This is a genomic window from Roseibium sp., assembly GCF_048261595.1.
GTDB lineage: Bacteria > Pseudomonadota > Alphaproteobacteria > Rhizobiales > Stappiaceae > Roseibium.
Genome location: NZ_JBLXFW010000003.1, coordinates 410,328 through 434,589, shown reverse-complemented (window position 1 = coordinate 434,589; position 24,262 = coordinate 410,328). Strand labels below are relative to the sequence as shown.

The 24,262-nt window shown below is 60.1% G+C and carries 23 protein-coding genes; 11 read left to right on the top strand and 12 right to left on the bottom strand.

Translation table 11 applies throughout. The annotated features are described in order from the left end of the window. Positions 1 to 163: 163 nt before the first annotated feature. Together ACN0SY_RS13210 and ACN0SY_RS13205 are read left to right on the top strand one after the other, a co-directional pair. Positions 164 to 616, top strand: a complete 453-nt coding sequence (locus ACN0SY_RS13210; protein WP_417687752.1) for a MarR family winged helix-turn-helix transcriptional regulator — start codon at positions 164 to 166, stop codon at positions 614 to 616. Continuing rightward, entirely contained in the window at positions 613 to 1,839 is a 1,227-nt protein-coding gene (locus ACN0SY_RS13205; RefSeq protein ID WP_417687750.1) for a multidrug effflux MFS transporter, read from the top strand. Before ACN0SY_RS13210 ends, ACN0SY_RS13205 begins: the two co-directional genes overlap by 4 nt. A 74-nt stretch (positions 1,840 to 1,913) precedes the next feature. On the opposite strand, the gene ACN0SY_RS13200 is transcribed toward ACN0SY_RS13205, so the two are convergent. After that, positions 1,914 to 3,488 (bottom strand): alkaline phosphatase D family protein, encoded by a 1,575-nt coding sequence (locus ACN0SY_RS13200; protein ID WP_417687748.1) that lies wholly within the window; start codon positions 3,486 to 3,488, stop codon positions 1,914 to 1,916. A gap of 192 nt (positions 3,489 to 3,680) precedes the next feature. Between ACN0SY_RS13200 and folP the strand changes: the two genes are divergently transcribed. Together folP and folK are read left to right on the top strand one after the other, a co-directional pair. Beyond that, entirely contained in the window at positions 3,681 to 4,502 is an 822-nt protein-coding gene (gene folP / locus ACN0SY_RS13195) for a dihydropteroate synthase (protein ID WP_417687746.1), read from the top strand. After that, complete coding sequence (folK, locus tag ACN0SY_RS13190) at positions 4,499 to 5,017, top strand: 2-amino-4-hydroxy-6-hydroxymethyldihydropteridine diphosphokinase (protein ID WP_417687744.1); 519 nt, start codon at positions 4,499 to 4,501, stop codon at positions 5,015 to 5,017. Before folP ends, folK begins: the two co-directional genes overlap by 4 nt. A 13-nt stretch (positions 5,018 to 5,030) precedes the next feature. On the opposite strand, the gene ACN0SY_RS13185 is transcribed toward folK, so the two are convergent. The 3 genes from ACN0SY_RS13185 to ACN0SY_RS13175 all read right to left on the bottom strand — a co-directional run bounded on the left by ACN0SY_RS13185 (position 5,031) and on the right by ACN0SY_RS13175 (position 7,619). Continuing rightward, positions 5,031 to 5,483 carry a TspO/MBR family protein gene (locus ACN0SY_RS13185; RefSeq protein ID WP_417687742.1) on the bottom strand — a complete coding sequence of 151 codons (453 nt, stop codon included), beginning with the start codon at positions 5,481 to 5,483 and terminating at the stop codon, positions 5,031 to 5,033. A gap of 160 nt (positions 5,484 to 5,643) precedes the next feature. Continuing rightward, positions 5,644 to 6,864 carry an argininosuccinate synthase gene (locus tag ACN0SY_RS13180; RefSeq protein WP_417687740.1) on the bottom strand — a complete coding sequence of 407 codons (1,221 nt, stop codon included), beginning with the start codon at positions 6,862 to 6,864 and terminating at the stop codon, positions 5,644 to 5,646. 158 nt (positions 6,865 to 7,022) lie between these two features. Continuing rightward, positions 7,023 to 7,619, bottom strand: coding sequence for a TetR/AcrR family transcriptional regulator (locus tag ACN0SY_RS13175; protein ID WP_417687738.1), 597 nt, complete (start codon positions 7,617 to 7,619; stop codon positions 7,023 to 7,025). A 150-nt stretch (positions 7,620 to 7,769) separates the two neighbouring features. Between ACN0SY_RS13175 and ACN0SY_RS13170 the strand changes: the two genes are divergently transcribed. After that, entirely contained in the window at positions 7,770 to 8,231 is a 462-nt protein-coding gene (locus ACN0SY_RS13170) for a (2Fe-2S)-binding protein (protein WP_417687736.1), read from the top strand. A gap of 3 nt (positions 8,232 to 8,234) precedes the next feature. Further along, on the top strand, positions 8,235 to 10,424 hold the full coding sequence (locus ACN0SY_RS13165) for a molybdopterin cofactor-binding domain-containing protein (protein ID WP_417687734.1): 2,190 nt from the start codon (positions 8,235 to 8,237) through the stop codon (positions 10,422 to 10,424). A gap of 77 nt (positions 10,425 to 10,501) precedes the next feature. On the opposite strand, the gene rlmN is transcribed toward ACN0SY_RS13165, so the two are convergent. Together rlmN and ACN0SY_RS13155 are read right to left on the bottom strand one after the other, a co-directional pair. After that, complete coding sequence (gene rlmN, locus ACN0SY_RS13160) at positions 10,502 to 11,728, bottom strand: 23S rRNA (adenine(2503)-C(2))-methyltransferase RlmN (protein ID WP_417687732.1); 1,227 nt, start codon at positions 11,726 to 11,728, stop codon at positions 10,502 to 10,504. 280 nt (positions 11,729 to 12,008) lie between these two features. Further along, positions 12,009 to 12,515: an invasion associated locus B family protein gene (locus ACN0SY_RS13155; protein WP_417687941.1), complete on the bottom strand. Its 507-nt coding sequence runs from the start codon at positions 12,513 to 12,515 to the stop codon at positions 12,009 to 12,011. 253 nt (positions 12,516 to 12,768) lie between these two features. Here ACN0SY_RS13155 and ACN0SY_RS13150 point away from each other — a divergent pair, with 253 nt between their 5' ends. Continuing rightward, the gene (locus ACN0SY_RS13150) at positions 12,769 to 13,335 is read left to right on the top strand and encodes a sigma-70 family RNA polymerase sigma factor (RefSeq protein ID WP_417687730.1); all 567 of its coding nucleotides are present in this window, start codon (positions 12,769 to 12,771) and stop codon (positions 13,333 to 13,335) included. A 25-nt stretch (positions 13,336 to 13,360) separates the two neighbouring features. Here ACN0SY_RS13150 and ACN0SY_RS13145 read toward each other — a convergent pair whose 3' ends face one another. Beyond that, positions 13,361 to 13,912, bottom strand: coding sequence for an RNA methyltransferase (locus tag ACN0SY_RS13145; RefSeq protein WP_417687728.1), 552 nt, complete (start codon positions 13,910 to 13,912; stop codon positions 13,361 to 13,363). A gap of 181 nt (positions 13,913 to 14,093) precedes the next feature. Between ACN0SY_RS13145 and ACN0SY_RS13140 the strand changes: the two genes are divergently transcribed. After that, entirely contained in the window at positions 14,094 to 15,068 is a 975-nt protein-coding gene (locus ACN0SY_RS13140; protein WP_417687726.1) for an NADPH:quinone oxidoreductase family protein, read from the top strand. Positions 15,069 to 15,081: 13 nt separating this feature from the next. Here ACN0SY_RS13140 and xth read toward each other — a convergent pair whose 3' ends face one another. Together xth and ACN0SY_RS13130 are read right to left on the bottom strand one after the other, a co-directional pair. Further along, positions 15,082 to 15,891, bottom strand: a complete 810-nt coding sequence (xth, locus tag ACN0SY_RS13135; protein ID WP_417687724.1) for an exodeoxyribonuclease III — start codon at positions 15,889 to 15,891, stop codon at positions 15,082 to 15,084. A 76-nt stretch (positions 15,892 to 15,967) separates the two neighbouring features. Continuing rightward, positions 15,968 to 17,137 carry a cation:proton antiporter gene (locus tag ACN0SY_RS13130; protein ID WP_417687722.1) on the bottom strand — a complete coding sequence of 390 codons (1,170 nt, stop codon included), beginning with the start codon at positions 17,135 to 17,137 and terminating at the stop codon, positions 15,968 to 15,970. Positions 17,138 to 17,311: 174 nt separating this feature from the next. Between ACN0SY_RS13130 and ACN0SY_RS13125 the strand changes: the two genes are divergently transcribed. Next, on the top strand, positions 17,312 to 18,043 hold the full coding sequence (locus tag ACN0SY_RS13125; protein WP_417687720.1) for a GH25 family lysozyme: 732 nt from the start codon (positions 17,312 to 17,314) through the stop codon (positions 18,041 to 18,043). Positions 18,044 to 18,110: 67 nt separating this feature from the next. On the opposite strand, the gene ACN0SY_RS13120 is transcribed toward ACN0SY_RS13125, so the two are convergent. From ACN0SY_RS13120 to ccrA, 3 genes are all read right to left on the bottom strand, one after another. Next, positions 18,111 to 18,614, bottom strand: a complete 504-nt coding sequence (locus ACN0SY_RS13120; RefSeq protein WP_417687718.1) for a hypothetical protein — start codon at positions 18,612 to 18,614, stop codon at positions 18,111 to 18,113. Positions 18,615 to 18,687: 73 nt separating this feature from the next. After that, the gene (locus tag ACN0SY_RS13115; protein WP_417687716.1) at positions 18,688 to 19,269 is read right to left on the bottom strand and encodes a CAP domain-containing protein; all 582 of its coding nucleotides are present in this window, start codon (positions 19,267 to 19,269) and stop codon (positions 18,688 to 18,690) included. A gap of 209 nt (positions 19,270 to 19,478) precedes the next feature. Then, positions 19,479 to 20,777, bottom strand: a complete 1,299-nt coding sequence (gene ccrA, locus ACN0SY_RS13110; protein WP_417687714.1) for a crotonyl-CoA carboxylase/reductase — start codon at positions 20,775 to 20,777, stop codon at positions 19,479 to 19,481. Between the two features lie 299 nt (positions 20,778 to 21,076). Here ccrA and ACN0SY_RS13105 point away from each other — a divergent pair, with 299 nt between their 5' ends. Both ACN0SY_RS13105 and ACN0SY_RS13100 read left to right on the top strand, forming a co-directional pair. Beyond that, positions 21,077 to 23,074 carry a methylmalonyl-CoA mutase family protein gene (locus tag ACN0SY_RS13105; protein ID WP_417687712.1) on the top strand — a complete coding sequence of 666 codons (1,998 nt, stop codon included), beginning with the start codon at positions 21,077 to 21,079 and terminating at the stop codon, positions 23,072 to 23,074. Positions 23,075 to 23,206: 132 nt separating this feature from the next. Next, the gene (locus ACN0SY_RS13100; protein ID WP_417687710.1) at positions 23,207 to 24,259 is read left to right on the top strand and encodes a MaoC family dehydratase; all 1,053 of its coding nucleotides are present in this window, start codon (positions 23,207 to 23,209) and stop codon (positions 24,257 to 24,259) included. The last annotated feature ends 3 nt before the right edge of the window (positions 24,260 to 24,262 follow it).

Below are 24,262 nucleotides of genomic sequence, written 5' to 3'. Positions count from 1 at the left end.
TCAGGTGTCTTGGCTCTCGTTTTCCGGGGTTCGGCCGCATCAGCCGAAATTCGCGCCCTATATAGTCTGCAACGGCCGTTTGTGCAATGCGAAGCGACAAGGCGGGTTTGACATGGTTATCGAGCGAGCTATATAATAAGGAAACCTTACTAAGTGAGCCTTCATGAAATCGCCTTCGTCTGAAAGCGTAGCGACGCTTATGATCGTGGACATCGCACGATTGCTGCGCAAGCGCTTCGAGCTCTCAATGGCCAGCGTGGACACGGGACTGACTGTCGCTGAAGCCCGTACCCTTGCCTTTATCGGCAGGTTTCCCGGGCTCAGACAGACTGCACTCGCGGAACGAATGAGCGTCGAGCCGATGACCTTGGTCGGCTATCTGGACTCTCTGGAGACCGCCGGCTTGATCGAACGCAGCATCGATCCGGCCGACCGCCGAGCCAAGCTCGTCAACCTGACATCCAGCGCGGCGCCGGTCATGGCAAAGATCGACGACGTGACCACGGAGGTACGTGCCGAAACCTTCCGGGGAATGTCGACCAGCGAGCGCGCGCACCTCGAGAACCTTCTCAACCGGATGAAAAGCAACCTGCAAAATGCGGACGGTGGATCATGACCCACGATGGCGGCGCCGACGCTAGGCTCATGACTGCACGAAGGACGACGTTGCTTGGCGCAGCGCTCGTCGCCATCGGTCCGATCACCATGGCTCTCTATACACCAGCCATGCCTGCGCTGGCCGTGGACTTCGGTACAAGCGAAGCCATGATCAAGCTGACGCTGACGGCCTATTTCATCGGCTTCGCGGTAACCCAACTCGTATGCGGCCCTTTGACCGATGCTTTCGGCCGAAAGCCCGTGACCCTCGCGTTTCTGGGTCTCTATCTCGGCTCGACCATAATTGCGACCTACGCACCCGATGTGACCTGGATGATGATCGCCAGAGCGTTGCAGGGCATTGGCGCGGCTGTTGGCATAACAGTGTCCAGGGCCATCGTGAGAGACCAGTTCTCCGGCCAGCAATCCGCCCGCATCATGAATACCATCGGCACGATGCTGGCTCTGGGTCCCGCGATATCTCCCACACTTGGCGGGTTTATCCTGGAGCTCTTTGGCTGGCGCGAGATCTTCTACTGTATGATCGTCTATGGCGGTGTCCTTCTGGCGGCAGTCGCCTTGCTCCAGCCGGAAACCAATGCGCACAAGAGCATTGCCAACATTCACCCCGGCCGTCTTGGACGGAATTATCTGACACTTCTGACGGATGCGCGTTTTCTGCGCCCCAGCCTTCTGCTCGGATTCTGCCTCGGAAACCTCTACGCCATGGCGACAGTCCAGCCCTTCGTTCTCATTCATGACGTTGGCTTGACGCCGTCCCAATTCGGCCTGGGAATGATGATGCAGTCGTTCAGCTTCATCTCGGGGACACTCGTCACCGGACAGCTTCTGAAGCGAATGGATGCCGAGCGGCTGGTGCCTTATGGCTCGGTCTTCATCCTTATCTCCGCAGCTACGATGGCCCTGTCGCTCAATCTGGTCGAACCCAGCTACCTGACCGTAATGGGTCCGGTGGGAATGTTCGCGTTTTCGCTGGCGTTCCTGCTGCCGGCAAGCTTCACGACGGCGATGCGCGACTTTCCGCACATCGCCGGCTCTGCATCCGCGATGATGGGTTTCCTGCAGTTCGGGGGCGGCATCGTCGGCAGTCTTGCAATTGCCGGCCTCGGCGACCCGCTGCTGGGCATGGGAACCATCGTGCCCGCGATGCCTGTACTAGGTGTCGCGCTTTACCTTCTTCTTGGGCTCAAGATCCGTTCCTGCCCTGCTCCGGCGGAATAGGTTTCAAAGGACCAGTACAGTCCAGACTGCGCGGCGGCGGGATCCCCCGCCGCCTGCTTTATCGGGGGCCGGTGTCAGGCCCGGCGCACCGGATCGAGCGTCACCTTGTGCAATTCGACATCGTCACGATCCATCAGGCGAACGGTCAGCTGCTCGGTCTGACCATCAATATCGACGAGGCCGAAGAACTGCAGTCCCATGGATGGCGGCAGGTTCGCGCCCTGCTCGGCAGTCGGTGCCTTGATATATTTGACCTCTGGCCCGAACGTCATGTCGAGGTCGTTCGGACCGAAGGTTCCTGCATGGATCGGGCCTGAAACGAATTCCCAGAACGGCTTGAAATCCTGAAACTGCGCCTTGTCCGGATTGTAGTAATGCGCCGCCGTGTAGTGCACGTCCGCCGTCAGCCAGACAACGTTATCGATGTCCGCAGTCTTGATAAAGCGCAGCAGATCGGCAAATTCCAGTTCGCGCCCCTTTGGCGCGCCATGATCGCCGTTGGCGACAGCCTCGGCTCCGGCCTGATCCTTCCAGTTGTCCCAGACGATGAGACCAATCGGCATGTCGCACGCAATCACCTTCCAGGTGGCTCGCGACTGGGCCAGCTCACGCTTCAGCCAGGCAAGCTGCTCAGCTCCCAGGATACGGCTCTCCGGCGTCATCTCCATTTCCATGGCGTCGCCATTGGGGCCCCGATACGAGCGAAGGTCCAGGAAGAAGATATCGAGCATCGGGCCATAGGCGATCTTGCGATAAATGCGGCCCGGTTCAGCCGGTGCGTAGCGGATCGGCGTCAATTCGTGGAACGCACGTCCGGCACGCGCAGCCAGAAGGTGGATGTTCTTTTCAGAGTAGCGGTCATCCGCGGTAAGATCCTTTGCCGCCGACCAGTTGTTGACCACCTCATGGTCGTCCCACTGGAAGAAGGTCGGAACCTCCGCGTTGAAGGCGCGCAGGTTGTCGTCCATCAGATTGTATTTCCATTGGCCGCGATACTCTTCCAGCGTTTCCGCAACCTTGGTCTTTTCCTCGATGAGGACGTTTTTCCAGACCGTGCCGTCCTTCAGCTCGACCGTCTCCTTCATCGGGCCATCGGCATAGATTGTGTCGCCGGAATGGATGAAGAAATCCGGATTGTGCTTTTGCATGGTGGCATAGGTCTTCATGCCGCCGCGGTCCTTGTCGATGCCCCAGCCCTGACCGGCCGTATCCCCGGACCACGCGAATTTAACCGAGCGGCGCGAGGCCGGCGCGGTGCGGAAGCGGCCGGTCATCGGCTCGGATATGGCATTCACGTCATTGAGATCGGCGAAAGCGACCCGATAGAAGATCTCCTGATCCGACGGCAGATTTTCAAGAAGGCGCTTTGCGGCGAAATCGGTGTCCGGCAGGGCGTTGATCGGTGCAAGACGGGTCGGCGTCTCGAATGAACCCGTGGTATCGACCTCGACGAGCATTTTGGCCGGACGGTCGGTCCGCGCCCAGATCATACCGGAGTTCATGTCGACATCGCCCGATTGGAGACCGTGGGTCACGACGGGACGTGAGGACGCGCGGGAAAGGGCCGGCATGGCCAGCGGAGAGGAAAAAACGATACCTGTGGCGACGGAGGATTTCAGGAAGCCACGGCGGGAAATTCTCGAAGACATGATTTGCTCCAAAGCTGGGGGAGCGGCACCCTGCCCTCCCTTGGCAGGTTGCTTCTGTGCCGGACGTTCTTGTCATTCAGGATACGTCTGGATGACCGATTGCGGAATTTTTCATGACGGCCGAGGCTAGCCACGCTTGACCCTGATCCCACGAACCGTCAAACACGCAGAAAAATTAGGGACCGCATCTTCATGCCCCGCGCCGCCAGCTACCGCTTGCCATCACCGGACTCCCGCCCGCATGTCATGGGCATTCTAAACGTCACGCCGGACAGCTTCTCCGACGGTGGGCGCTTCAATGCCGTCCATGCGGCGGTTGCGCACGCACGGCAAATGATCAGTGAGGGTGCGGATATTCTGGACATTGGCGGCGAAAGCACCCGCCCCGGATCCACGCCGGTCACACTTGATGACGAATGGTCTCGCCTCGCTCCAATGCTGGAACCTGTCGCGGACCTGGGCACTCCGGTCTCCATCGACACCTACAAGGCAGAGGTTGCGCGTCGTGCCTGTGCGGCCGGCGCAATCATCATCAACGATGTCTGGGGCCTCCAGAGGGATCCGGCCATGCCGGATGCCGCTGCAGAAACCGGCGCTCATGTCATCATGATGCACAATCGCGAAGCCGCCGACCCGGATATCGACATCCTCGCCGATATCGATCGCTGGTTCGAACGCTCCATGGAACTGGCTGAAAAGGCCGGGATCCCGCGCGAAAAACAGATCCTCGACCCGGGTTTTGGCTTCGGCAAGACGATCGATCAAAACTTCCAGATCCTCAATCGCTTCGAAACCCTGAAAAAGCACGGCCTGCCGGTTTTGGCCGGAGCGTCGCGCAAGCGGATGATCGGTGCGGTTCTGAGCGTCGAAACCGATGACCGCCTATACGGATCTCTCAGTGTTCATCTTCTCGCCATGCAGAAAGGTGCTGCTATCGTGCGCGTCCATGATGTGCGCCCCCATGTGGATGCTGCCCGTATTCTTGCGGCAATGGTCGCGGAGCATGTTCAATGACCCTCAAAGAGGACGCATTGCGCGGGCCCGTCGTTCGGGCAGCCCTCGGGCTCGGCTCCAACATGGGCGACACCAAGGCAAACCTGGCCGGCGCGATTTCCAAACTTGACGAGAGCGAGGGTATCAGGGTCCTTGTCCGGTCATCCGACTATAGAACCCCACCCTGGGGGCCGGTCCCTCAGGATGATTATCGCAATATCTGTCTCGTCATCGAAACAACGCTTTCGCCGCGCGAGCTTCTCGATCGCTGCCTTCAGATCGAGCGTGAACTGGGCCGCGTTCGCGACGTGCGCTGGGGACCGAGGATCATCGACATCGACGTCCTGATCTACGGGCTCGAAAAAGTGGACGAAGACAACCTCACGATCCCCCATCCGCGCATGGGAGAACGGGCCTTCGTCCTGGTTCCCCTCGCAGAGATCTGGCAAGAGGCCCCGCTCGGCGATGGCCGCACGGCCCTTCAGGCGCTGAAGACCTGTCCTGATCAGGACCAGATCGTGAAGCTCTCCGACTGATCCGTTCGCTGCATCAATTCAGGAAAAACAGTCCGGCGTTCAGGTAGCTGGCGAATGCGACCCAGAGACCGTAGGGAACAAAGCAGGCGGCAGCAATTGGATCGGAAGTCCAGCGGTCGTGAATGAAGACCTGGATTGTGACGAGCAGTGCAAGCACCACAATAAAACCGCCGCCGAGCGCATGCGCACCAAAGACAATCGGGCTCCAGGCGAAGTTGAGCACCAATTGAGCGCACCAGATACGGAAAGCCCGCCCTGTCCAGGCGCGGCAGTATGCCCGCCATCCCGCGACTGCGATCAGCACATAGATGAGCGTCCAGACGGGAGCGAACAGCCAGTTCGGAGGGGTTAGGGGCGGCTTTGCAAGCTCTTGATACCAGGGACCGGGCATGAACGAGTAGCCTATCAGCAAACCAATGCCTACGACGACAGTCAGGAAAACCAGCAAGGTGAAACCGTTTTTCATCGCGCGCCCTTTCTATATCGGATCAACGGCGCAAACCTGTGACCGTTCCCGAAAGGTAGTCTTTTCCATGGAAATACGGAAACCGGCCGGACCGCTAGGCCGGGAATCAAAAAGGGCGCCATCAGGCGCCCTTTCCCTATTCCGATAGTCCGCTTCGGCGTCAGCCGAGACGGTTGCGCTTGGCCAGCGTGCGCAGACGCAGGGCATTCAGCTTGATGAAGCCCGCAGCGTCCTTCTGGTCGTAGGCGCCATGGTCGTCCTCGAAGGTCACCAGTTCCTCGGCATAGAGCGAGTACGGCGACGCGCGGCCGGTGACGATGACGTTGCCCTTGTAGAGCTTCAGCTTGACCGTGCCGGTGACGAATTCCTGGCTCTTGTCGATCAGGGCCTGCAGCATCTCGCGCTCCGGCGAGAACCAGAAGCCGTTGTAGATCAGCTCGGCGTAGCGCGGCATCAGCTCGTCCTTGAGATGGCCGGCACCGCGGTCGACGGTGATCGATTCCATGGCCCGGTGGGCGGTCAGGAGGATCGTGCCGCCCGGCGTTTCGTAGATGCCGCGGCTCTTCATGCCGACGAAGCGGTTTTCGACCAGGTCGAGACGGCCAATGCCGTTGTCGCGGCCAAGGTCGTTCAGCTTGGCGAACAGGGTCGCGGGCGACTCTTTCTTGCCGTTTAGGGAGACCATGTCGCCCTTTTCAAAGCCGATCTCGATTTCAGTTACCACGTCCGGCGCCAGGGTCGGATCGACGGTGCGCTGGAAGACATAATCCGGTGCCTCGACATTCGGATCTTCCAGAACCTTCCCTTCGGAAGACGAGTGCAGCATGTTGGCGTCGACCGAGAACGGCGACTCGCCACGCTTGTCCTTGGCGACCGGGATCTGGTGCTTCTCGGCGAATTCGATCAGGTCGGTCCGGGACTTGAAGGTCCAGTCGCGCCAGGGAGCGATCACCTTGATGTCCGGGTTGAGCGCATAGGCCGACAGTTCGAAGCGGACCTGGTCGTTGCCCTTGCCGGTGGCGCCATGGGCAATGGCGTCGGCGCCGGTTTCCTCGGCGATCTCGATCAGGCGCTTGGAGATGAGCGGACGGGCGATCGACGTTCCGAGCAAGTAGACGCCTTCATAGACCGCATTGGCGCGGAACATCGGGAAGACGAAGTCCTTGATGAATTCCTCGCGCAGGTCATCGATGTAGATTTCCTTGATGCCGAGCATCTCGGCCTTCTTGCGCGCCGGCTCCAGTTCCTCGCCTTGACCGAGGTCAGCCGTGAAGGTGACGACTTCGCAGCCGTATTCGGTCTGCAGCCACTTCAGGATGATGGAGGTGTCGAGGCCGCCGGAATAGGCAAGCACGACCTTCTTGATGTCACCATGCGCCATGGGTCGAAAATCCGTTCGAGATCTTGTGTGATGGCCGCCCTGCAGCCGTTTGAAGTCCGGCGCAATTTAGCCGGTAAATGCCTGAACGCAAGAGGGAGAAAGGCTGGTTCCGTAAGCACCATTACGCAGATCGGCGCTGAGGCCTTCACGTGTGCCCCTTATGCCTTCACGCCGTAACTGCACAGGAACATGTCGATCGCGTCTTCGATGATCTTCTCTACTTCCTTGCGGGTGGAGAGCTGCTCGCCGAAGAGTTTTGGGTAAAAGCCGCGCGTCTTGATAAGACCGAGGAACTGTTCTGCGGCGACCCATGTATCGGTGATGTTCAACTTGCCCGCCGATACGGCGGCATCGAGAAAATTCTTCACCGGCCGGACCATGTCCATGCGGCGGTTCATGTTCTCGGCCGTCTCTGGATCGCGCAGGATCTCACCCATCATCATGCGCGCCATATTCATGGCGCACGGGTCAACGAGTATGTTACCTTGCGTCCAGCCAAGTCGGCGCAGCTCTTCCCGGATCGGAACGTTTGGATCGAAAGTGATCTGCATGGACGCCTGAAGCTGGTCGAACAGGCACTTGTTGATGGCCTTGAACAGGGCTTCCTTGCTGTCGAAGTGATTGTAAACGGTTCTCTTGGAAACCTGGGCGCGCTCGGAGATGCGGTCCATGCTGGCTCCGGCAAATCCACGTTCCTGAAACTCGGCGATCGCAGCTTCGATGATCTGCTTGTTTTTTATTTCCGTCTGCGACATCGCGTTTTTTGCCCCGGCACTCCTTGAAGTGCAGTTTGCCCGCCCTATGTAAACCGCGCAGTTTACTTTCCACGCTGGGCAAAGTATTTCTACACCTGATCGTTTACCCCTTCCAGCCAGTCTACACCAGCCAAGGGAGGCTAGCCAAGAATGTCAGTGACACTCACCCTGAACGGACAGTCCCGCACAATCGATGCCGAGCCAGACACACCATTGTTGTGGGCGCTCCGGGATGAGCTCGGGATGACCGGAACCAAGTTCGGCTGTGGCATCGCTCAATGCGGCGCCTGCACCGTGCACCTCGACGGAATGCCGATTCGCTCATGCCAGACACTCCTCGAGGACGTCGAAGGCGCCAACATCACGACCATCGAAGGCATCGACGGCAAGGCCGCCAAAGCCGTACAGGCCGCCTGGCAGGAGCTCAACGTTCCCCAATGCGGTTATTGCCAATCCGGCCAGATCCTTGCCGCCACCGCGCTGTTGGCTGAGACGCCGAAGCCGACGGACGAGGATATCGACGCAGCGATGGACGGCAACGTCTGCCGCTGTGCGACCTACGCCCGCATTCGCAAGGCCATTCACATCGCTGCCGAAAAGATGGAGGCCTGATCCATGCTGCATCTTCTCAACAAGCCGCTCGAAGCGGCGAAACCTTCCCGCCGTACCTTCCTCAAGATGTCTGCCGGGACACTCGGCGGCCTCCTTCTCGCGGCGAAGATGCCCGGAGCGGCCAAGGCTGCAGCTGAAAGCGACGAATTCGCGCAGCCGTTTGTCCATATCCGGCCGGACAACAAGGTTGTTGTCCTGATCAAGCATCTCGACAAGGGCCAGGGCACTGCCTCGGGTCTTGCAACATTGGTCGCCGAAGAACTCGACGCTGATCCGGCGCAGATAGAAACCGACTTTGCCCCGGCGAACGTTGAAGTCTACAAGAACCTTGCGTTCGGAATGCAGGGCACAGGTGGCTCAACCGCCATAGCCAATTCCTTCCTCCAGTACCGCACGGCAGGCGCTGCCGCAAAGGCGATGCTGGTGGCAGCCGCTGCGGAGGAATGGAACCTCCCGGCCGCAGAAATCACGGTCGCAAACGGCGTGGTCAGTCACACCTCCGGTCGCTCGGCAAGTTTCGGGGAATTGGCCGGCCGCGCGGCTTCCCAGGAGGTTCCTGCAGAACCCGCCCTCAAGTCACCTGCCGACTGGATCTACATCGGCAAGTCGTTTCCCCGCGTCGACGTTCCGGCCAAGACTTCCGGGGCTGTCGGCCTCTATGGCATGGATCATCAGGCTGAGAACATGCTGGTCGCGGTGCTTGCCCGGCCGCCGAAATTCGGTGCAACGCCGGTTTCCTTCGACGATGCCGAGGCACGCAAGGTCAAGGGTGTCGTGGACGTGGTTCAGGTCCCGAGCGGCGTCGCCGTGCTGGCAACCTCCACATGGCCCGCAATCAAGGCGCGCCAGCTACTGAGCGTCACCTGGGACGAGAGCAAGGCCGAACAACGCGGCACCGATGAGATGGCGGCCGAACTGACGGCAATGACCGCAACCGACGGATTGCCGATTCCAGGCAGTCATGGCGACACCGACGGTGCACTTGCCAACGCTGCCAAAGTGATCGAGGTCGACTACAGCTTCCCGTTCCTCGCCCACGCTCCGATGGAACCTTTGGACATTACCGTGCTCTTTGACGGTTCCAGCGCGACGTTCTGGACCGGAGCCCAGTTCCAGACCATCGACCAGATGGTCTCGGCATCTGTACTCGGCTTGACGCCGGACAAAATCGCCATCGAGACCACCTGGGCGGGCGGCTCCTTCGGCCGGCGTGCCCAGCCGGACAGCCACTACTTCGCTGAAGCTGCCCTCATCGCCAAGGCTCGCCTTGACGCTGGCCATGCAGCGCAGCCGATCAAGGTGGTCTGGACCCGGGAGGACGACATCAAGGGCGGCTACTACCGTCCGATGGTCGCCCACAAGGCCCGCATAGGCCTCGATGACAAGGGCAACCTGCTTGGCTGGCGTCATTCGGTTGCCTCGAAGTCGATCATGAAAGGCACGTCATTCGAATCCTTCATCGTAAAGGACGGTATCGACGCCACCTCGGTAGAGGGCATCGGCGAGCTGCCCTACGACGTACCGGCGTTCAAGGCGGAGCTGCACAACGCGGAAACGCCGGTGCCGGTCCTCTGGTGGCGTTCGGTCGGCCATACCCACACGGGCTATGTGGCAGAGACCATGATAGACCGCCTGGCAAAAGAAGCCGGTGAGGATCCGCTGCAGTACCGCCTCGACCGGGTGAAGAACCCGCGGCTGGCCGGTGTCCTCAAGCTCGCCGGGGAAAAAGCCGGCTGGGGCAAACCATTGCCGGAAGGCCGTTTCCGGGGCATTGCGGCCGTCGAATCCTTCCAATCCTATGTGGCGGAAGTCGCGGAAATCTCCTTCCGCGAGGACGGGACCGTAAAGGTCGAAAAGGTCATCTGCGCCGTCGATTGCGGCATTCCGATCAACCCGGACAACATCCGGGCGCAGATGGAAGGCGGCATCGGCTATGGTCTCGGCGCGATCCTGCGCAACGAAATCACCATGACCGATGGTGAAGTCGACCAGGAGAACTTCGACACCTACCTGCCGATCCGCATGACCGACATGCCGGAAATCGAGGTGCACATCGTACCGTCGGAAGAAGCGCCGACCGGTGCGGGTGAACCAGGAACCCCGCCCATCGGCCCGGCTGTCGCCAATGCGATCGCCGCTGCAAAGGGCGAGTGGATCACCGATCTGCCTCTGTCAAAGCACGGTCTTGCCTGAACAAGGCCCTGAACCGAAAAGAAAGGCCGCTCCAATTGGAGCGGCCTTTCTTGTTTGCCTTGTCAGATTTCAACCATTCAGGCGCTGGCAGAAATCGCCTCGCGGTCCTTCTTGCGCATGCGCTCGGAGGCAGACTTCAGCTGGCCACAGGCAGCGAAGATGTCGCGACCGCGCGGTGTACGGATCGGTGAGGCATAGCCGGCCCGGTTGACGATATCGGCGAATTCCTCGATCCGCTCCCAGTCGGAGCAGCCATATTGCGACCCGGGCCAGGGATTGAACGGGATCAGGTTGATCTTGGCCGGTATACCCTTCAGAAGGCGCACCAGTTCAAGCGCATCCGCATTGCTGTCGTTGATGTCCTTGAGCATCACATACTCGAAAGTAATGCGCTTGGCATTGGACAGCCCCGGATAATTCCGGCAAGCGTCGAGAAGCGCTTCGATGTTCCACTTCTTGTTGATCGGCACCAGTATGTCTCGATCTTCATCGCGCACCGCATGAAGGGAAATCGCCAGCATGCAGCCGATTTCGTCACCTGTCCGAAAGATTTCCGGAACAACGCCGGAAGTCGACAACGTGATCCGGCGCTTGGACAGCGACAGCCCGTCCCCATCGGAGGCGATCAGGAGTGCCTTCTTCACGTTCTCGAAATTGTAGAGCGGCTCGCCCATGCCCATCATGACGATATTGGTCACCAGGCGGCCTTCGCTCGGCACGATAGCGCCCTGAGGCGTGGAAGCATCCGGGAAGTCACCGAGACGCTCACGCGCCATGAGGATCTGCGAGAGGATCTCTTCTGCAGTCAGGTTCCGAACGAGCTTCTGTGTGCCCGTGTGGCAGAAGGTACAGGTGAGCGTGCAGCCGACCTGGGAGGAAACGCAGAGCGTTCCCCGGCCCTCTTCGGGAATATAGACAGTCTCGATCTCTACCGGGCGACCGGCACCGCGCGGCGGAAACCGGAACAGCCACTTGCGTGTGCCATCGACGGAGATCTGCTCATCGACAATCTCCGGACGGGCGATCGTAAAGGTCTCGGCAAGCTTGGCGCGTAGGTCCTTTGCGATATTCGTCATCTGCGCAAAGTCGGACACGCCGCGCACATAGAGCCAGTGCCAGAGCTGGGAGGCGCGCATGCGCCGTTGCTTTTCCGGGACCCCGATCTCGGCCATTGCGGCGGCCAGTTCCTCGCGGTTCAGGCCGATCAGCGTCGGCATGTCCTCGCCGGAAGTGGCTGCCGCCAGGGGAGCCACAATCGTTTGCGCATTCGGATTGTCGCGCGCGATGTCGAGCGTTGTTGCCATGATCCACGGTCCGTAAATTCTGTTCCGGGCCAAGAAAGGCCGCCTCGGAACGTCGCGTCTCTTTCTCCGGACCAATGGCTCGCGTCTACCAATCCATTGAGGATCGTCTGATCATCGCAGCCATCAAGTCAGGAAAGACCAGCCTCTCGCCGGTTCAACTCAAGGCGAGTGAAAACCACAGAATTGCGGAGAAATCAAGGTTCTGCCCCGCATGGGAGCCCTGCAAAAAGCAAAAGGGCCGGCAATTGCCGACCCTTTTTTCCTTAACCTGAATGCCCGATCAGCGGCACGCAGCACCGGCTGTATCGATTGCCGCAGTCACCCCGGACAGGGAGAACTTGTAGGTCGTTTTGGTTCCGCGGCTGGATTCGCCGTTGACCGTCATTTCGCGCCCGGCCTTCATGGCTGCGATCAACTGCTGCTCAGTGGCCGCATTCTCGACCCATGCGCCGTCGTTCTTGGTGAACAGGCTGAACACCTGGCCATCGACATCGACCTGTACGTTCGACCCGTCCTTCAACGGATAGCCGACCAGCAGGCTCGGCTCCGAAGAAACACCTTCGCTCGGCCGGGACGAGACGAAGAAGAACACGTCGCCGTGGTTCCGGTCGCCCGGGAGCATCTGGGTCGGTTTGGTCAATGCATAGCAAACCTTCCCGCTACCGCCCGCGTGCGAATAAGCGGCCCAGTCCTTATGCTGCTTCAGCAACGTCGGGGTCTGTGCGAAAGCCGCTGCACTCGTAAGAACAAGACCGGCGACGGCCATACCCAGCGTTTTTGCTTGCATCATCTCAACACCGTGTTTGCTTGCGAAAATCCTTCGCATTTCACTCAAATGCCACTTGGCATATAAACCTTGCTTTAAGGATAACTTAAAGCCGGTTACGAAAGGGTTGAAGCGTTTCGTTCAATCCCGATTTCTTGAAAATGCCGCGACTGGGTGCACGCTGGCCGGATAATTCGGGCGACAGTGTGGCACCGGCACTTTCCGTTTACCCAGAACCTGATAAAAGATCAGAATAACAAGGAGATCCTGTCCGGTGGGGCATCTGCAGTATTATTCCGGCCTGATCGTGAAGGTCGCGAAAGAGTCTGACAAGACCGCGTTTGCGGAGTTGTTCGACTATTTCGCCCCACGGCTGAAGGGGTATTTGATGCAGCAGGGAGCCGATGAGGGATCGGCCGAGGAAATCGCGCAGGAAGTCATGGTTACCCTGTGGCGCAAGGCCGCCCTCTTCGATCCGGAAAAATCATCCGCCAGCACATGGCTATACCGCATCGCCCGAAACCGGCGGATCGACCGGCTGCGCCGCCAGCGCACGGCCGAACTCGACCCCGAAGAACCGGCGCTTCGGCCTTCCGACGTGCCAGATGTGTCTGTCGAGATGGATGCCAGGAAACGGGACGAGCGCGTGCGCGCTGCCCTCGCCTCGCTTCCGGCCGAACAGCAAGAAGTGGTCAAGCTTGCCTTTTTCGCGGGCCTGTCCCACAGCGAAATTGCGGACCGGACCGGCATTGCGCTCGGGACTGTCAAATCCCGTATACGCCTTGCATTTGGGCGACTGCGCAAGGCCATCGAGGCCGACGAGGAAGTCGATGTTGACTGACGCCCGCCAGGGCGTCCGTCGATGATTACTTCGCCTGACCCGGGACAATCCGGCCGGTGCGGCTGACCGGCCCGCCGGAAACGTGTTTCGGGCGTTCGATGCTTGGGCCTCCGGCCGTCAGGGACCGATCGGCATATCTGCCCAGCGCGCGATGGCGATCGTAAAGAACGATAGCCCCTGCCATGGCCACGTTGATGCAGAACTTTGTCGGAATTTTCACGACATGGTCACAGCGGTTCAACATGGCCTGTGACAGCGAACCTCGCTCCGGGCCCAGAACGTAAGCCGCCTGCAGCGGATGGCCGAAACTCGGCAGATCGATCGCATCGTCGGTCAGTTCAATCCCGACGACCTGGCACCCGCGAGGCAGATCCATCGTCTCCACACTGTCCCAGGAAAACAGCGGCAAATGGCCAGGGCTCTTGGAAGTATCCGAGGCAGGCGCCCGTCGCAGGCTCTTGTCCGCGTCCACGGTGAAGAAGAAGTTGGCGCCGAAAGCATGAGCAGAGCGCATCAGGTTGCCGAGGTTCATCCTTTTGGACAGGCCCTCTGCCCCAACTGCAAAATACCCGCGCATGTACCGTCCTCTTCTTCTGCCTGATCAAAGTTGATCGTGTCGTTGCGGTCTTCTAACCGCCCTCAGTCCAGAACTTCAAGGACTTCACCGGCTGTACTTAGCCAATCAGGTCATATCCCCATGGGGAAGCACATGCTACCAACCTGCAGATTTCGCCCAGCACCAGATTGTGAGACACACGTTGAAAGCTTGCCTCTGCAAATCGCTCGGAGCCCCTGAAGACCTGGTCATAGAAGATCTGCCGGATCCGACCCCCGGTGCGGGAGAGGTGATGGTCAGGGTGAAGGCCTTCGCACTCAATTTCTTCGACACCCTGATCATCCGCGGGAAATACCAATTCCAACCGGAATTGCCCTTCTCGCCCAGCGCGGAATTCGCCGGCGTGGTCGAGGCAATCGGAGAAGGCGTCGAGCAGTTTGCCGCGGGCGACCGGGTTATGGGCTACGTCCGTTGGGGCGCGGCACGCGAACTGGTGGTCGCGACAGAGGATGACCTGGTCAAGTTGCCCGACGGAATTTCATTCGAGGATGCCGCCGGCCTTGCGGTGACCTATGGGACGACCCTTCATGCATTCCGCGATCGGGCGCATCTCGCAGAAGGCGAGAAGGTCGCCGTTCTCGGAGCGTCGGGTGGCGTCGGGCAGGCGGCCGTCGAAATCGCAACGCTTATGGGCGCGGACGTAATTGCTTGCGCTTCATCGGAAGAGAAGCTCGCCTTCGCGAGGGACCTCGGCGCCTGGAAAACGCTCGACTACTCGAAACAACCGCTCAAGGAGACGCTGAAAGAGCTGACAGCGCGGCAAGGCGTTGACGTCGTTTATGATCCGGTCGGCGGCGATCTGTCCGAGCAGGCTTTGCGGGCTACGGCCTGGAAAGGCCGCTTTCTGGTTGTCGGTTTTGCCGCCGGCGACATTCCGAAGATCCCCCTCAACATCATCATGCTGAAGGGATGCGACGTGCTAGGCGTTTTCTGGGGCGATGCGGTGGTTCGAGATCCCGAACAGCACAAGAAGAACATGCAGCAGCTGCTCCAATGGGTGGCCGAAGGCAAGCTAAAGCCGCACATTCATGCCATCTACCCGATGGAGAAGATCGCCAAAGCGCTCGGCGAGATCGCCGGTCGCAAGGTTCGTGGCAAGGTCATCCTGACGCCGTAAGCCGGCTTCGGTATCAGACCGAGAATTCGGCGATTACCGGTGCATGGTCGGACGGCTTTTCCCATCCGCGCGCGTCGCGCAACACGCGTGTGCCGCGGATGTTGCCGCCAAGCGGCTGTGACACCCAGACGTGGTCGAGGCGGCGCCCCTTGTCGGCGCCGGACCAGTCCTTGGCGCGGTAGCTCCACCACGTGTAGAGCTTCTCCTCGATCGGCGTGAACTGGCGCATTGCATCGATCCAGCCGCCTGCTTCACGAACTGTCTCGAACAATTCGCATTCCAGCGGCGTGTGGGAGACGACCTTCAGCAGCTTCTTGTGCGACCAGACATCGTGCTCATAGGGCGCGACGTTCAGGTCCCCTACCAGAACCGCCGGCTTGGCGGTTTCCTCACCGCGAAGCCAGTCCTTCATCTCTGCGAAGAAATCGAGCTTGTGACCGAACTTCGGATTGATCTCCCGATCCGGTTCATCGCCACCGGCCGGAACATAGAAGTTATGCAGCCGGAGCGAGCTGCCGTTGAACGGCACGTCGACAGCCAGATGCCGGCTGTCGCCCATGGTGCAGAACTCGCGTTTCTCGACGTTGGAAAGCGGCAGGCGGGAGACGGTCGCCACACCATGGTAGCCCTTCTGACCATTGATTTCGATGTGTTCGTACCCGGCCTTGCGCAAAGGATTGAACGGGAAATTTGCGTCGGGACACTTCGTTTCCTGCAGGCACAGCACGTCCGGCTGCACCTCTTCCAGGAACCGCTCGACAATCGGCATGCGCAGGCGCACGGAGTTGATGTTCCATGTCGCAATCGTCAGACGGTCTGTCATGGGAATCCTTGGCGGGCTGATCGGTAACTCGGCTCTTCATAGGAAGATTCCCCCCGCCCTGCCAGATTTTATTTCCTCACCGCCGTCCGACATCGCCGACGCGGACAAGAGCGACCTGCGTCATCAAGGGACCAAGGATTTCAAACACGACGGTCGATCCGATCGTCACGGTCATGATCGCGTCCCGCCATTGCGGCATGGCATCGGACGCAATCAGCGCCATGCCCAAGGCAACGCCCGCCTGTGGCATCAACGTCAGCCCGACCCAGCGTTGCTCGATGGCAGGCATGCCGCACGCTTTCCCCCCCACCCATCCGCCGATCAGCCGGCCGACAAACCGCAGTCCGATATATCCAAGGCCCAAAAGCCCAAGGTCGAGGAGAGATTCCATCTGGAGTTGGCTACCGGCCAGGAAGAAAAACAACGTCATGAACGGCCATTCGACATGTTCGATTTCGTGAAATGCCCGCACATGGTGCTGCGCGAAGTTCGCAAGCACGCAGCCACAGACCATGCCAGCCAGAAGGAAAGACACTTCCAGCCAGATGGCGAGACCTGCAACCAGAAAAACGACGCCAAGTGCCTCGGCCTGTGTCGGGTCTCCCGGGCGAAGCCGCCCGGTCAGATAGGCCGCCGGAAAGCCGACCACCGCCCCGAGCAATGCCGCACCAAGGATTTCGCGTGCAGCAAAAATGAACTGTCCCTCACCCATCATCCCGGCGAGGCTTTGGGCCCAGACGAGGCCGAGGGCGAAAACGATCAACCCCCAGGCGTCGTCGACAGCCACGATGCCCGTCAGCACAGACGTGAAATGGCCTTTCGCACCGGTCTGCCGGATCACATCCTGGGTGGCGGCAGGGTCGGTAGCCGTCGCAATTGCCGCAAGCACAAGCGCCGGACCGAGGGCCACTCCGAGAATAAAGAGGCCCGATGCTACAACCGCGCAAGTCACTGCGACGACAACGAGCGAAACGATGATGATCGTCCGGCCGCTGTTGACCAGGGTCAGCCGTGACATCTTTCCGCCAAGCAGGAAAGCAACCATACTGAGTGCAAGGACGGACATGAGCTCATAAAGTTCAGACAGGCCACTTGGCAGGACATCGAACCCGGACGGTCCGGCCGCCACCCCGCACAGGATCAACAATGTGACGCGAGGCAATCTCGTCCTATGGCCCACCTCGTCGGCGGCCATTCCGACAAGCAGAAGCAGCCCCAGGCTTACAAGTGTGACGGCATGATCCATGACACAGAGCTTCGCGACAATTCCTCGCCGGGCCTTGATCTCTCGCAACGCTGCTCCAGTTTTCCAATGACTGTCCACACTCGATCACGCATTCGCGATCTCCATGTTTCGTTAGGAAATCTGCTCCATTTTGACCGCCATGGTTTGCACCTTCTTAACTATTGGGGACCTGTCGTGATTGAACGTCTCGCACAGCTATGTGTCCTGGCCGGGGCCTTGGCCCTGAGCGCCTGTTCTCTTTATGATTTTCCAGACCCGACGCCCGAGGACTACGCGATTCACGGCATCGATGTTTCCAAGTATCAGGGCGACATCGACTGGAATGCAGCAAAACGCGGCGGGGTGGAGTTCGCGTGGATCAAGGCGACAGAAGGCGGAGATCATTCCGACGAACGTTTCCTCGACAACTGGTTCGGGGCAAAGGCGGCAGGCGTTCCACGCGGCGCCTACCATTTCTACTACTTCTGCCGCCCGGTTGCCGAACAGGTAGACTGGGTACAGAAGAATGTTCCACGCGATCCGACTGCGCTTCCGCTGGTGCTCGATATGGAATGGAACGCCCATTCCAAAAACTGCCGCCTTCGTCCGCCCCGCGAGGAAATTCTCCGGGACATGAAATACTTCCTGGACGAGATCGAAAAATATTATGGCAAGCGGCCGGTGATCTATTCCTCTGTCGACTTCCACAGAGACCGGCTTGTCCGCGCCTTCAAGGACGAACAATTCTGGCTGCGATCGGTCGCAAGTTATCCGAACCGGATCTACACCGACCGCGACGACTGGTTCTTCTGGCAATACACGGCCGAGGGACGCATTCCCGGCATCGACGGCAATGTCGACCGGAATGTCTTCTACGGCAGCAAGTCCGAGTTCCAGAAATGGCTGAAGGGTGAGCTGAAGAGATAGATCGCTGCAGCGGTTCAGACAGGGCTGCTCGCCCACAAAGCTGAACTGCTTGCTGATCGGAGAATGGCTAACGGATCTTGATCTGGTGGGCGAACGTCTTGCCGTCGCTGACGGTGAGCTGTTCAAAACCCATCAAGCGGCAGAAATCCAGAAAGTTGTACTCGTGGGGCTCGTTCACCTGCGCGAAGAGGGGAGTGGCGCGCGCCATGGAGGTCAATGACGCCAGAAGCGCCCGCATGCGGAAAAGCGTGTCGTAGCGGCCCTCACCGCTGGCAACGATGATCATCTTCTCCAGCTGCTCGCCCTTGGCGAACAGGTGATATCCCGGCTGATAGGCTTGCTGTGCCTGCTGTGCCGCCAGCCCGACGACAAAGGCGGCACGCGAGGACTCGCTGGCATCGGGGGCAAGCGGCACGTCGGAGACATAGACCTCCTGCGACTGCGGCTGAGGATAGTAATAGCCTGCGTGGAGATCGGTGGCCCCAGACGCGTGGAGGAGGCCATTCCACAGCCCTACCGACAGCATAGCGACCGCCAGCGCCCTCGAAGATCTCTTCCCTGAATTTCCCATTTGAAGCTCGCCCCTTCCCCGTTTGCCAGAGACTGGAGGGCGAGGGACGATCAATCAAGGAAATTGTCCAAAGTCAGTTGCCGGCCGCTACCGTTTGGGACTTTGGCCCCGCCATCACCAGAGACCAGAAAACCTTGTGCTTGGCCTGCGAGGAATAGGCGGTCGCCAGGCCCATCCGAGTTGCGGAGGAATCCAGCATGACGGCATTGTGCTTGGGGCTTTCCCTCCACCCGGAGAAAGCTTCGGCGAGTGTACGATAACCGCCGCTAACATTTTCCACGGCATGGGCATTCGGCTCACCTATGGACGCCATGCGCGTGGTCAGCTGCTGCGCTGCACCAAGCGATGCCTTGACCGAGCCCTCGGCGGCCATCGCCTTGGCCTGCGATCTTGCGATCGCGGTAAGCGCCGGATCGACGACGACGGCCCCAAGGCCGTTATTGACCCGGTACTGGGAAATCATTTGCGCGGCAGTCGCCTGATCGACCGACGCATCCACCCGCGCCATGCTCTGATAGAAAGCGGGGGTTTCAGGTTCAGAGACGCATCCCGCAAGTAGAACAGAAGACGCAAGAAGCGAGGCGAGCACAAACGCGCGCTGGACCCTCCTGTTACCCGATGTCAGACCGGAAACAACCCCATTCGAAAGCCCCATTGCATGTCCCCTTTTTGCCGCATCTTCCGGCGACGCAAATCATGGCGCCAACTGGTGATCGCAGATAGCAGCAAAAATTGGGCATCTCCGCTCATTTCCAACGGAGAGCCCATCGCATATCCGGCACGCAAAAAAACCCAACCCGCGGATGCGGGTTGGGCCAGTGTAGGCTGCTCATTATTTTATGAGCTCCTGGGAGCAGGGATCGCTCAGCGCTTGGAAGCGTTGAGCACGTCTTCGAAAGTTCTCAGGCCGGTCGTCGGTGCATTGACCAGCACGGACATGTTGCCCGGTGCATGCTGGTTCTTCCACATCTTGGTGTGGGCCTTCGGGATCTGGTCCCACGGGAACACTTCCGACATGTAGGGGTCGATGCGGCGCTCGATCATCAGCTTGTTGGCCGACGAGGCCTGCTTGAGGTGAGCGAAATGCGAGCCCTGAAGCCGCTTCTGGTGCATCCACATGTAGCGGACGTCGAAGGTGCAATTGAACCCGGAAGTACCGGCGCAGATGACGACCATGCCGCCCTTCTTGCAGACCAGCGTGGAGACCGGGAAGGTCGCTTCACCCGGGTGCTCGAACACGATGTCTACGTTGTTGCCCTTGCCGGTGATGTCCCAGATCGCCTTGCCGAACTTGCGCGCCTCGGCAAACCACTCCTTGTACTCAGGCGTGTTGACCTTCGGCAGCTGTCCCCAGCAATTGAAGTCCTTGCGGTTGATCACACCCTTGGCGCCGAGGCCCATGACGAAATCACGCTTGTCTTCATCGGAAATGACGCCGATGGCGTTGGCGCCAGCCGTGTTGATCAGCTGGATCGCGTAGGAACCGAGACCGCCCGAAGCGCCCCAGACCAGCACGTTCTGGCCCGGCTTCAGCTCGTGCGGATGATGGCCGAACAGCATGCGGTATGCGGTTGCCAGCGTCAGTGTGTAGCAGGCGCTTTCTTCCCAGGTCAGGTGCTTCGGCCGCGGCATCAGCTGCTGAGCCTGGACACGGGTGAACTGCGCAAAGGAACCGTCCGGTGTCTCGTAGCCCCAGATGCGCTGGGTCGGCGAGAACATCGGGTCTCCGCCGTTGCACTCCTCGTCGTCGCCATCATCCTGATTACAATGGATGACGACCTCGTCGCCTACCTTCCAGCGCTTCACCTTGTCGCCAACAGCCCAGACAATGCCGGACGCATCAGATCCGGCGATATGATAGTCGGCACCATGGCCGTCAAACGGGCTGATCGGCTCGCCGAGGCCCGCCCAGATGCCGTTGTAGTTGACGCCTGCTGCCATCACGAGAACGAGCACTTCGTTGCTGTCGAGTTCCCATGTCGGAACGACTTCGAGCTGCATTGCCTGCTCGGGGGGACCGTGACGCTCGCGACGAATCGCCCACGCGTACATGTTTTTCGGAACATGACCGAGCGGCGGAATTTCACCAAGCTCATAGAGATCTTTCATCGGAGCGGTCTCCGCGGTCTGGTTGTCGTTGGCTTCTGCGGTCGCAGTTGTCATCAAGTCCTCCCTTGGGCCGATCCTCCTTTGCGATGCGCTTTGCCAAGTGCTTGTTACTGCATTGCAAAAGGCAAAACCCGCCAATCGGCTACATTTGCGCAACTATCGTTCGATTTAAGAGCCATATCTATACGACTATTGCTTAACTTGCGTTTTTGGCCAAGTAGCTTTTTGCATTGCATATAAAAAGGCTTTTCACGCCTTGCAGAAAACGGCATGGTTTCCGTTAAAGGAAACTCACGGCTCACGGAACCGCGACTCTCGTCGCATTCCCGGGCTTCCTGAGGAGGAGAGAACTGATGACGACGCCGGAAAAGCCAGCGGCAGAACGGGACCGTCCGTGGATCTTCCGCACTTACGCGGGTCATTCCACGGCCTCGGAGTCGAACAAGCTTTACCGGACCAACCTGGCCAAGGGTCAGACCGGTCTATCCGTCGCGTTCGACCTTCCCACCCAGACCGGCTACGACCCGGATGATCTCCTCTCGCGAGGTGAGGTCGGCAAGGTCGGCGTTCCGGTTTCCAACCTTGGCGACATGCGCGCGTTGTTCCACGAGATCCCGCTTGAGCGGATGAACACGTCCATGACGATCAACGCCACCGCTCCCTGGCTGCTGTCGCTTTACATCGCAGCCGCCGACGAACAGGGCGCGGACCGCAAGCTGCTCTCCGGCACGACCCAGAACGACATCATCAAGGAATACCTATCGCGCGGGACCTATGTCTTCCCGCCGGCCCCGTCCCTGGCCCTGACCACAGATGTGATTGCCTGGACATACTCCAACATGCCCAAGTGGAACCCGATGAACGTCTGCTCCTATCATCTGCAGGAAGCAGGCGCGACGCCGGTTCAGGAACTCTCCTTCGCCCTCGCCACGGCGGTTGCCATCCTGGACAGCATGAAGGCGAGCGGCGCAATCCCGGAAGCCGATTTCCCGAAGGCCGTCGGCCGCATCTCCTTCTTCGTCAACGCCGGCATGCGCTTCGTCACAGAACTCTGCAAGATGCGTGCATTCACTGAGCTGTGGGATGAAATCTGCCGCGAACGCTACGGAGTCGAGGAAGAAAAGTACCGCCGCTTCCGCTACGGCGTTCAGGTCAACTCCCTGGGCCTGACCGAGCAGCAGCCGGAGAACAACGTCTATCGCATCCTGATCGAGATGCTGGCAGTGGTCCTGTCCAAGAACGCCCGCGCCCGCGCTGTTCAGCTACCCGCGTGGAACGAGGCCCTCGGTCTGCCGCGTCCGTTCGACCAACAGTGGTCGCTCCGGATGCAGCAGATCGTCGCTTATGAAACCGATCTTCTGGAGTATGCCGACATTTTCGACGGTTCCTCGGAAATCACCCGCAAGGTGGAAGCCCTCAAGGAAGAAGCCCGCGAAGAGCTCGCCCGCATCGACGATATGGGCGGCGCCGTTGCCGCAGTCGAATCCAGCTACATGAAGCGCAAGCTGGTGGAAGCCAACTCCGCACGCCTTGCCGCCATCGAGGCGGGCGACCAGATCGTTGTCGGCGTCAACAAGTGGACGGAGACCGAACCGTCCCCGCTGGCCTCTGGTGAAGACGGCGGCATCCTGACGGTTCCCGAACATGTCGAAGGCGAAGCCATCGCGAAGATCAAGGCCTGGCGCGACCAGCGCGACCAGAAGACCGTCGATGCCGCCATCGCGGAGCTGAAGCAGGCCGCCAGCGAAGGCCGCAACATCATGGAACCCTCGATCGCGGCCGCCAAGGCTGGAGTCACCACCGGCGAGTGGGGCCGCACCTTGCGTGAAGTTTTCGGCGAGTACCGCGCCCCGACCGGGGTCGGCCAGGCCGCGCGCGACGATGCCGGTGACCTGACAGCCGTACGTCAGGATGTCGAGGCCGTCTCCGCCAAACTGGGCCGCCGCCTCAAGTTCCTTGTCGGCAAGCCCGGCCTGGACGGTCACTCCAACGGCGCCGAGCAGATCGCCGTACGCGCTCGCGATTGCGGCATGGAAGTTGTTTATGAAGGCATCCGCCTGACCCCGGCCCAGATCGCCAATGCAGCCGTCGAGGAAGACGTCCACGTCATCGGTCTGTCGATCCTCTCCGGTTCACATCTGGCGCTGGTGCGGGATGTCATGGACCGTCTCCGGGCCTCCGGCGTCGATGACATCCCCGTTGTCGTCGGCGGCATCATACCTGAAGAGGACGCCACGGCCCTGAAAGCCATGGGCGTTGCGGCGGTCTACACGCCGAAGGACTTCCAGCTCACCGACATCATGGCCGACGTGGTCCGGATCGTCGCATCCGGCGCAGAAAAGGCGGCGTAGGGGCCGACACATTTCACCAGAGTCGGCGCAGCCCCGGACTTGATCCGGGGCCAGCGGCAATTCTAATGTCCCGGATCATGTCCGGGACAGCAAGCAACATTTCCGGACAAACAGCATCAGCGGGAGCGAACCGTGACCAAAACCAACGCGGGCAATTTCTTCGAGGACTTCTATGTCGGGCAGGTGATCCGTCACGCCACGCCGCGCACAGTCACGACCGGCGACGTCGCCCTCTACACCGCCCTCTACGGTTCCCGCTTCGCGGTCCAGTCTTCCGACGATTTCGCCAACGCACTCGGCTATGACCGCGCACCGGTCGACGACCTGCTGACCTTCCACATCGTCTTCGGCAAGACCGTTCCGGACATTTCCCTGAACGCCGTTGCCAACCTCGGCTACGCAGGTGGCCGTTTCCTCGCCCCTGTCTATCCGGGCGACACGCTCTCTGCGGTCTCCGAGGTCATCGGCAAGAAGGAAAACTCCAACGGCAAGACCGGCGTCGTCTATGTCCGCTCGACAGGCTACACCGCCGACGGCACGGAAGTGCTGGACTATGTCCGCTGGGTGATGGTCAACAAACGCGACGCAGACAATCCGCCGCCCGAGCCGGTCGTCCCGGAACTGCCCGCTGCCATTGACCCACAGGCGCTCGGCAATGCCGTGCCGCTGCTCGACACGGCAAACTGGGACGAGGACCTTGCCGGATCCACCTTCCGCTTCGGCGACTATGCCAAGGGCGAGAAGATCGACCATGTCGACGGCATGACCGTCGAGGAAGCCGAGCACCAGATCGCGACACGTCTCTACCAGAACACCGCCAAGGTGCACTTCAACCAGCACACCGAAGGTCAGGGCCGCTTCGGCAAGCGCCTGATCTACGGTGGCCATGTGATTTCACTGGCACGCGGCCTGTCCTTCAACGGCCTCGGCAACGCCTTCCATATCGCAGGAATCAACGGCGGACGCCATGTCGCGCCGCTTTTCTCGGGCGACACGGTCTATGCCTGGTCAGAAGTGCTCGATACGGCGGAGATCGACGGCCGCACCGACGTCGGCGCCCTGCGCCTGCGTCTCGTTGCCACCAAGAACAAGCCCTGCGCCGATTTCCCGCTGCACAACGCGGACGGCAAATATGACGACGGTGTCATCCTCGACTTCGACTATTGGGCCTTGATGCCGAAGTAACAG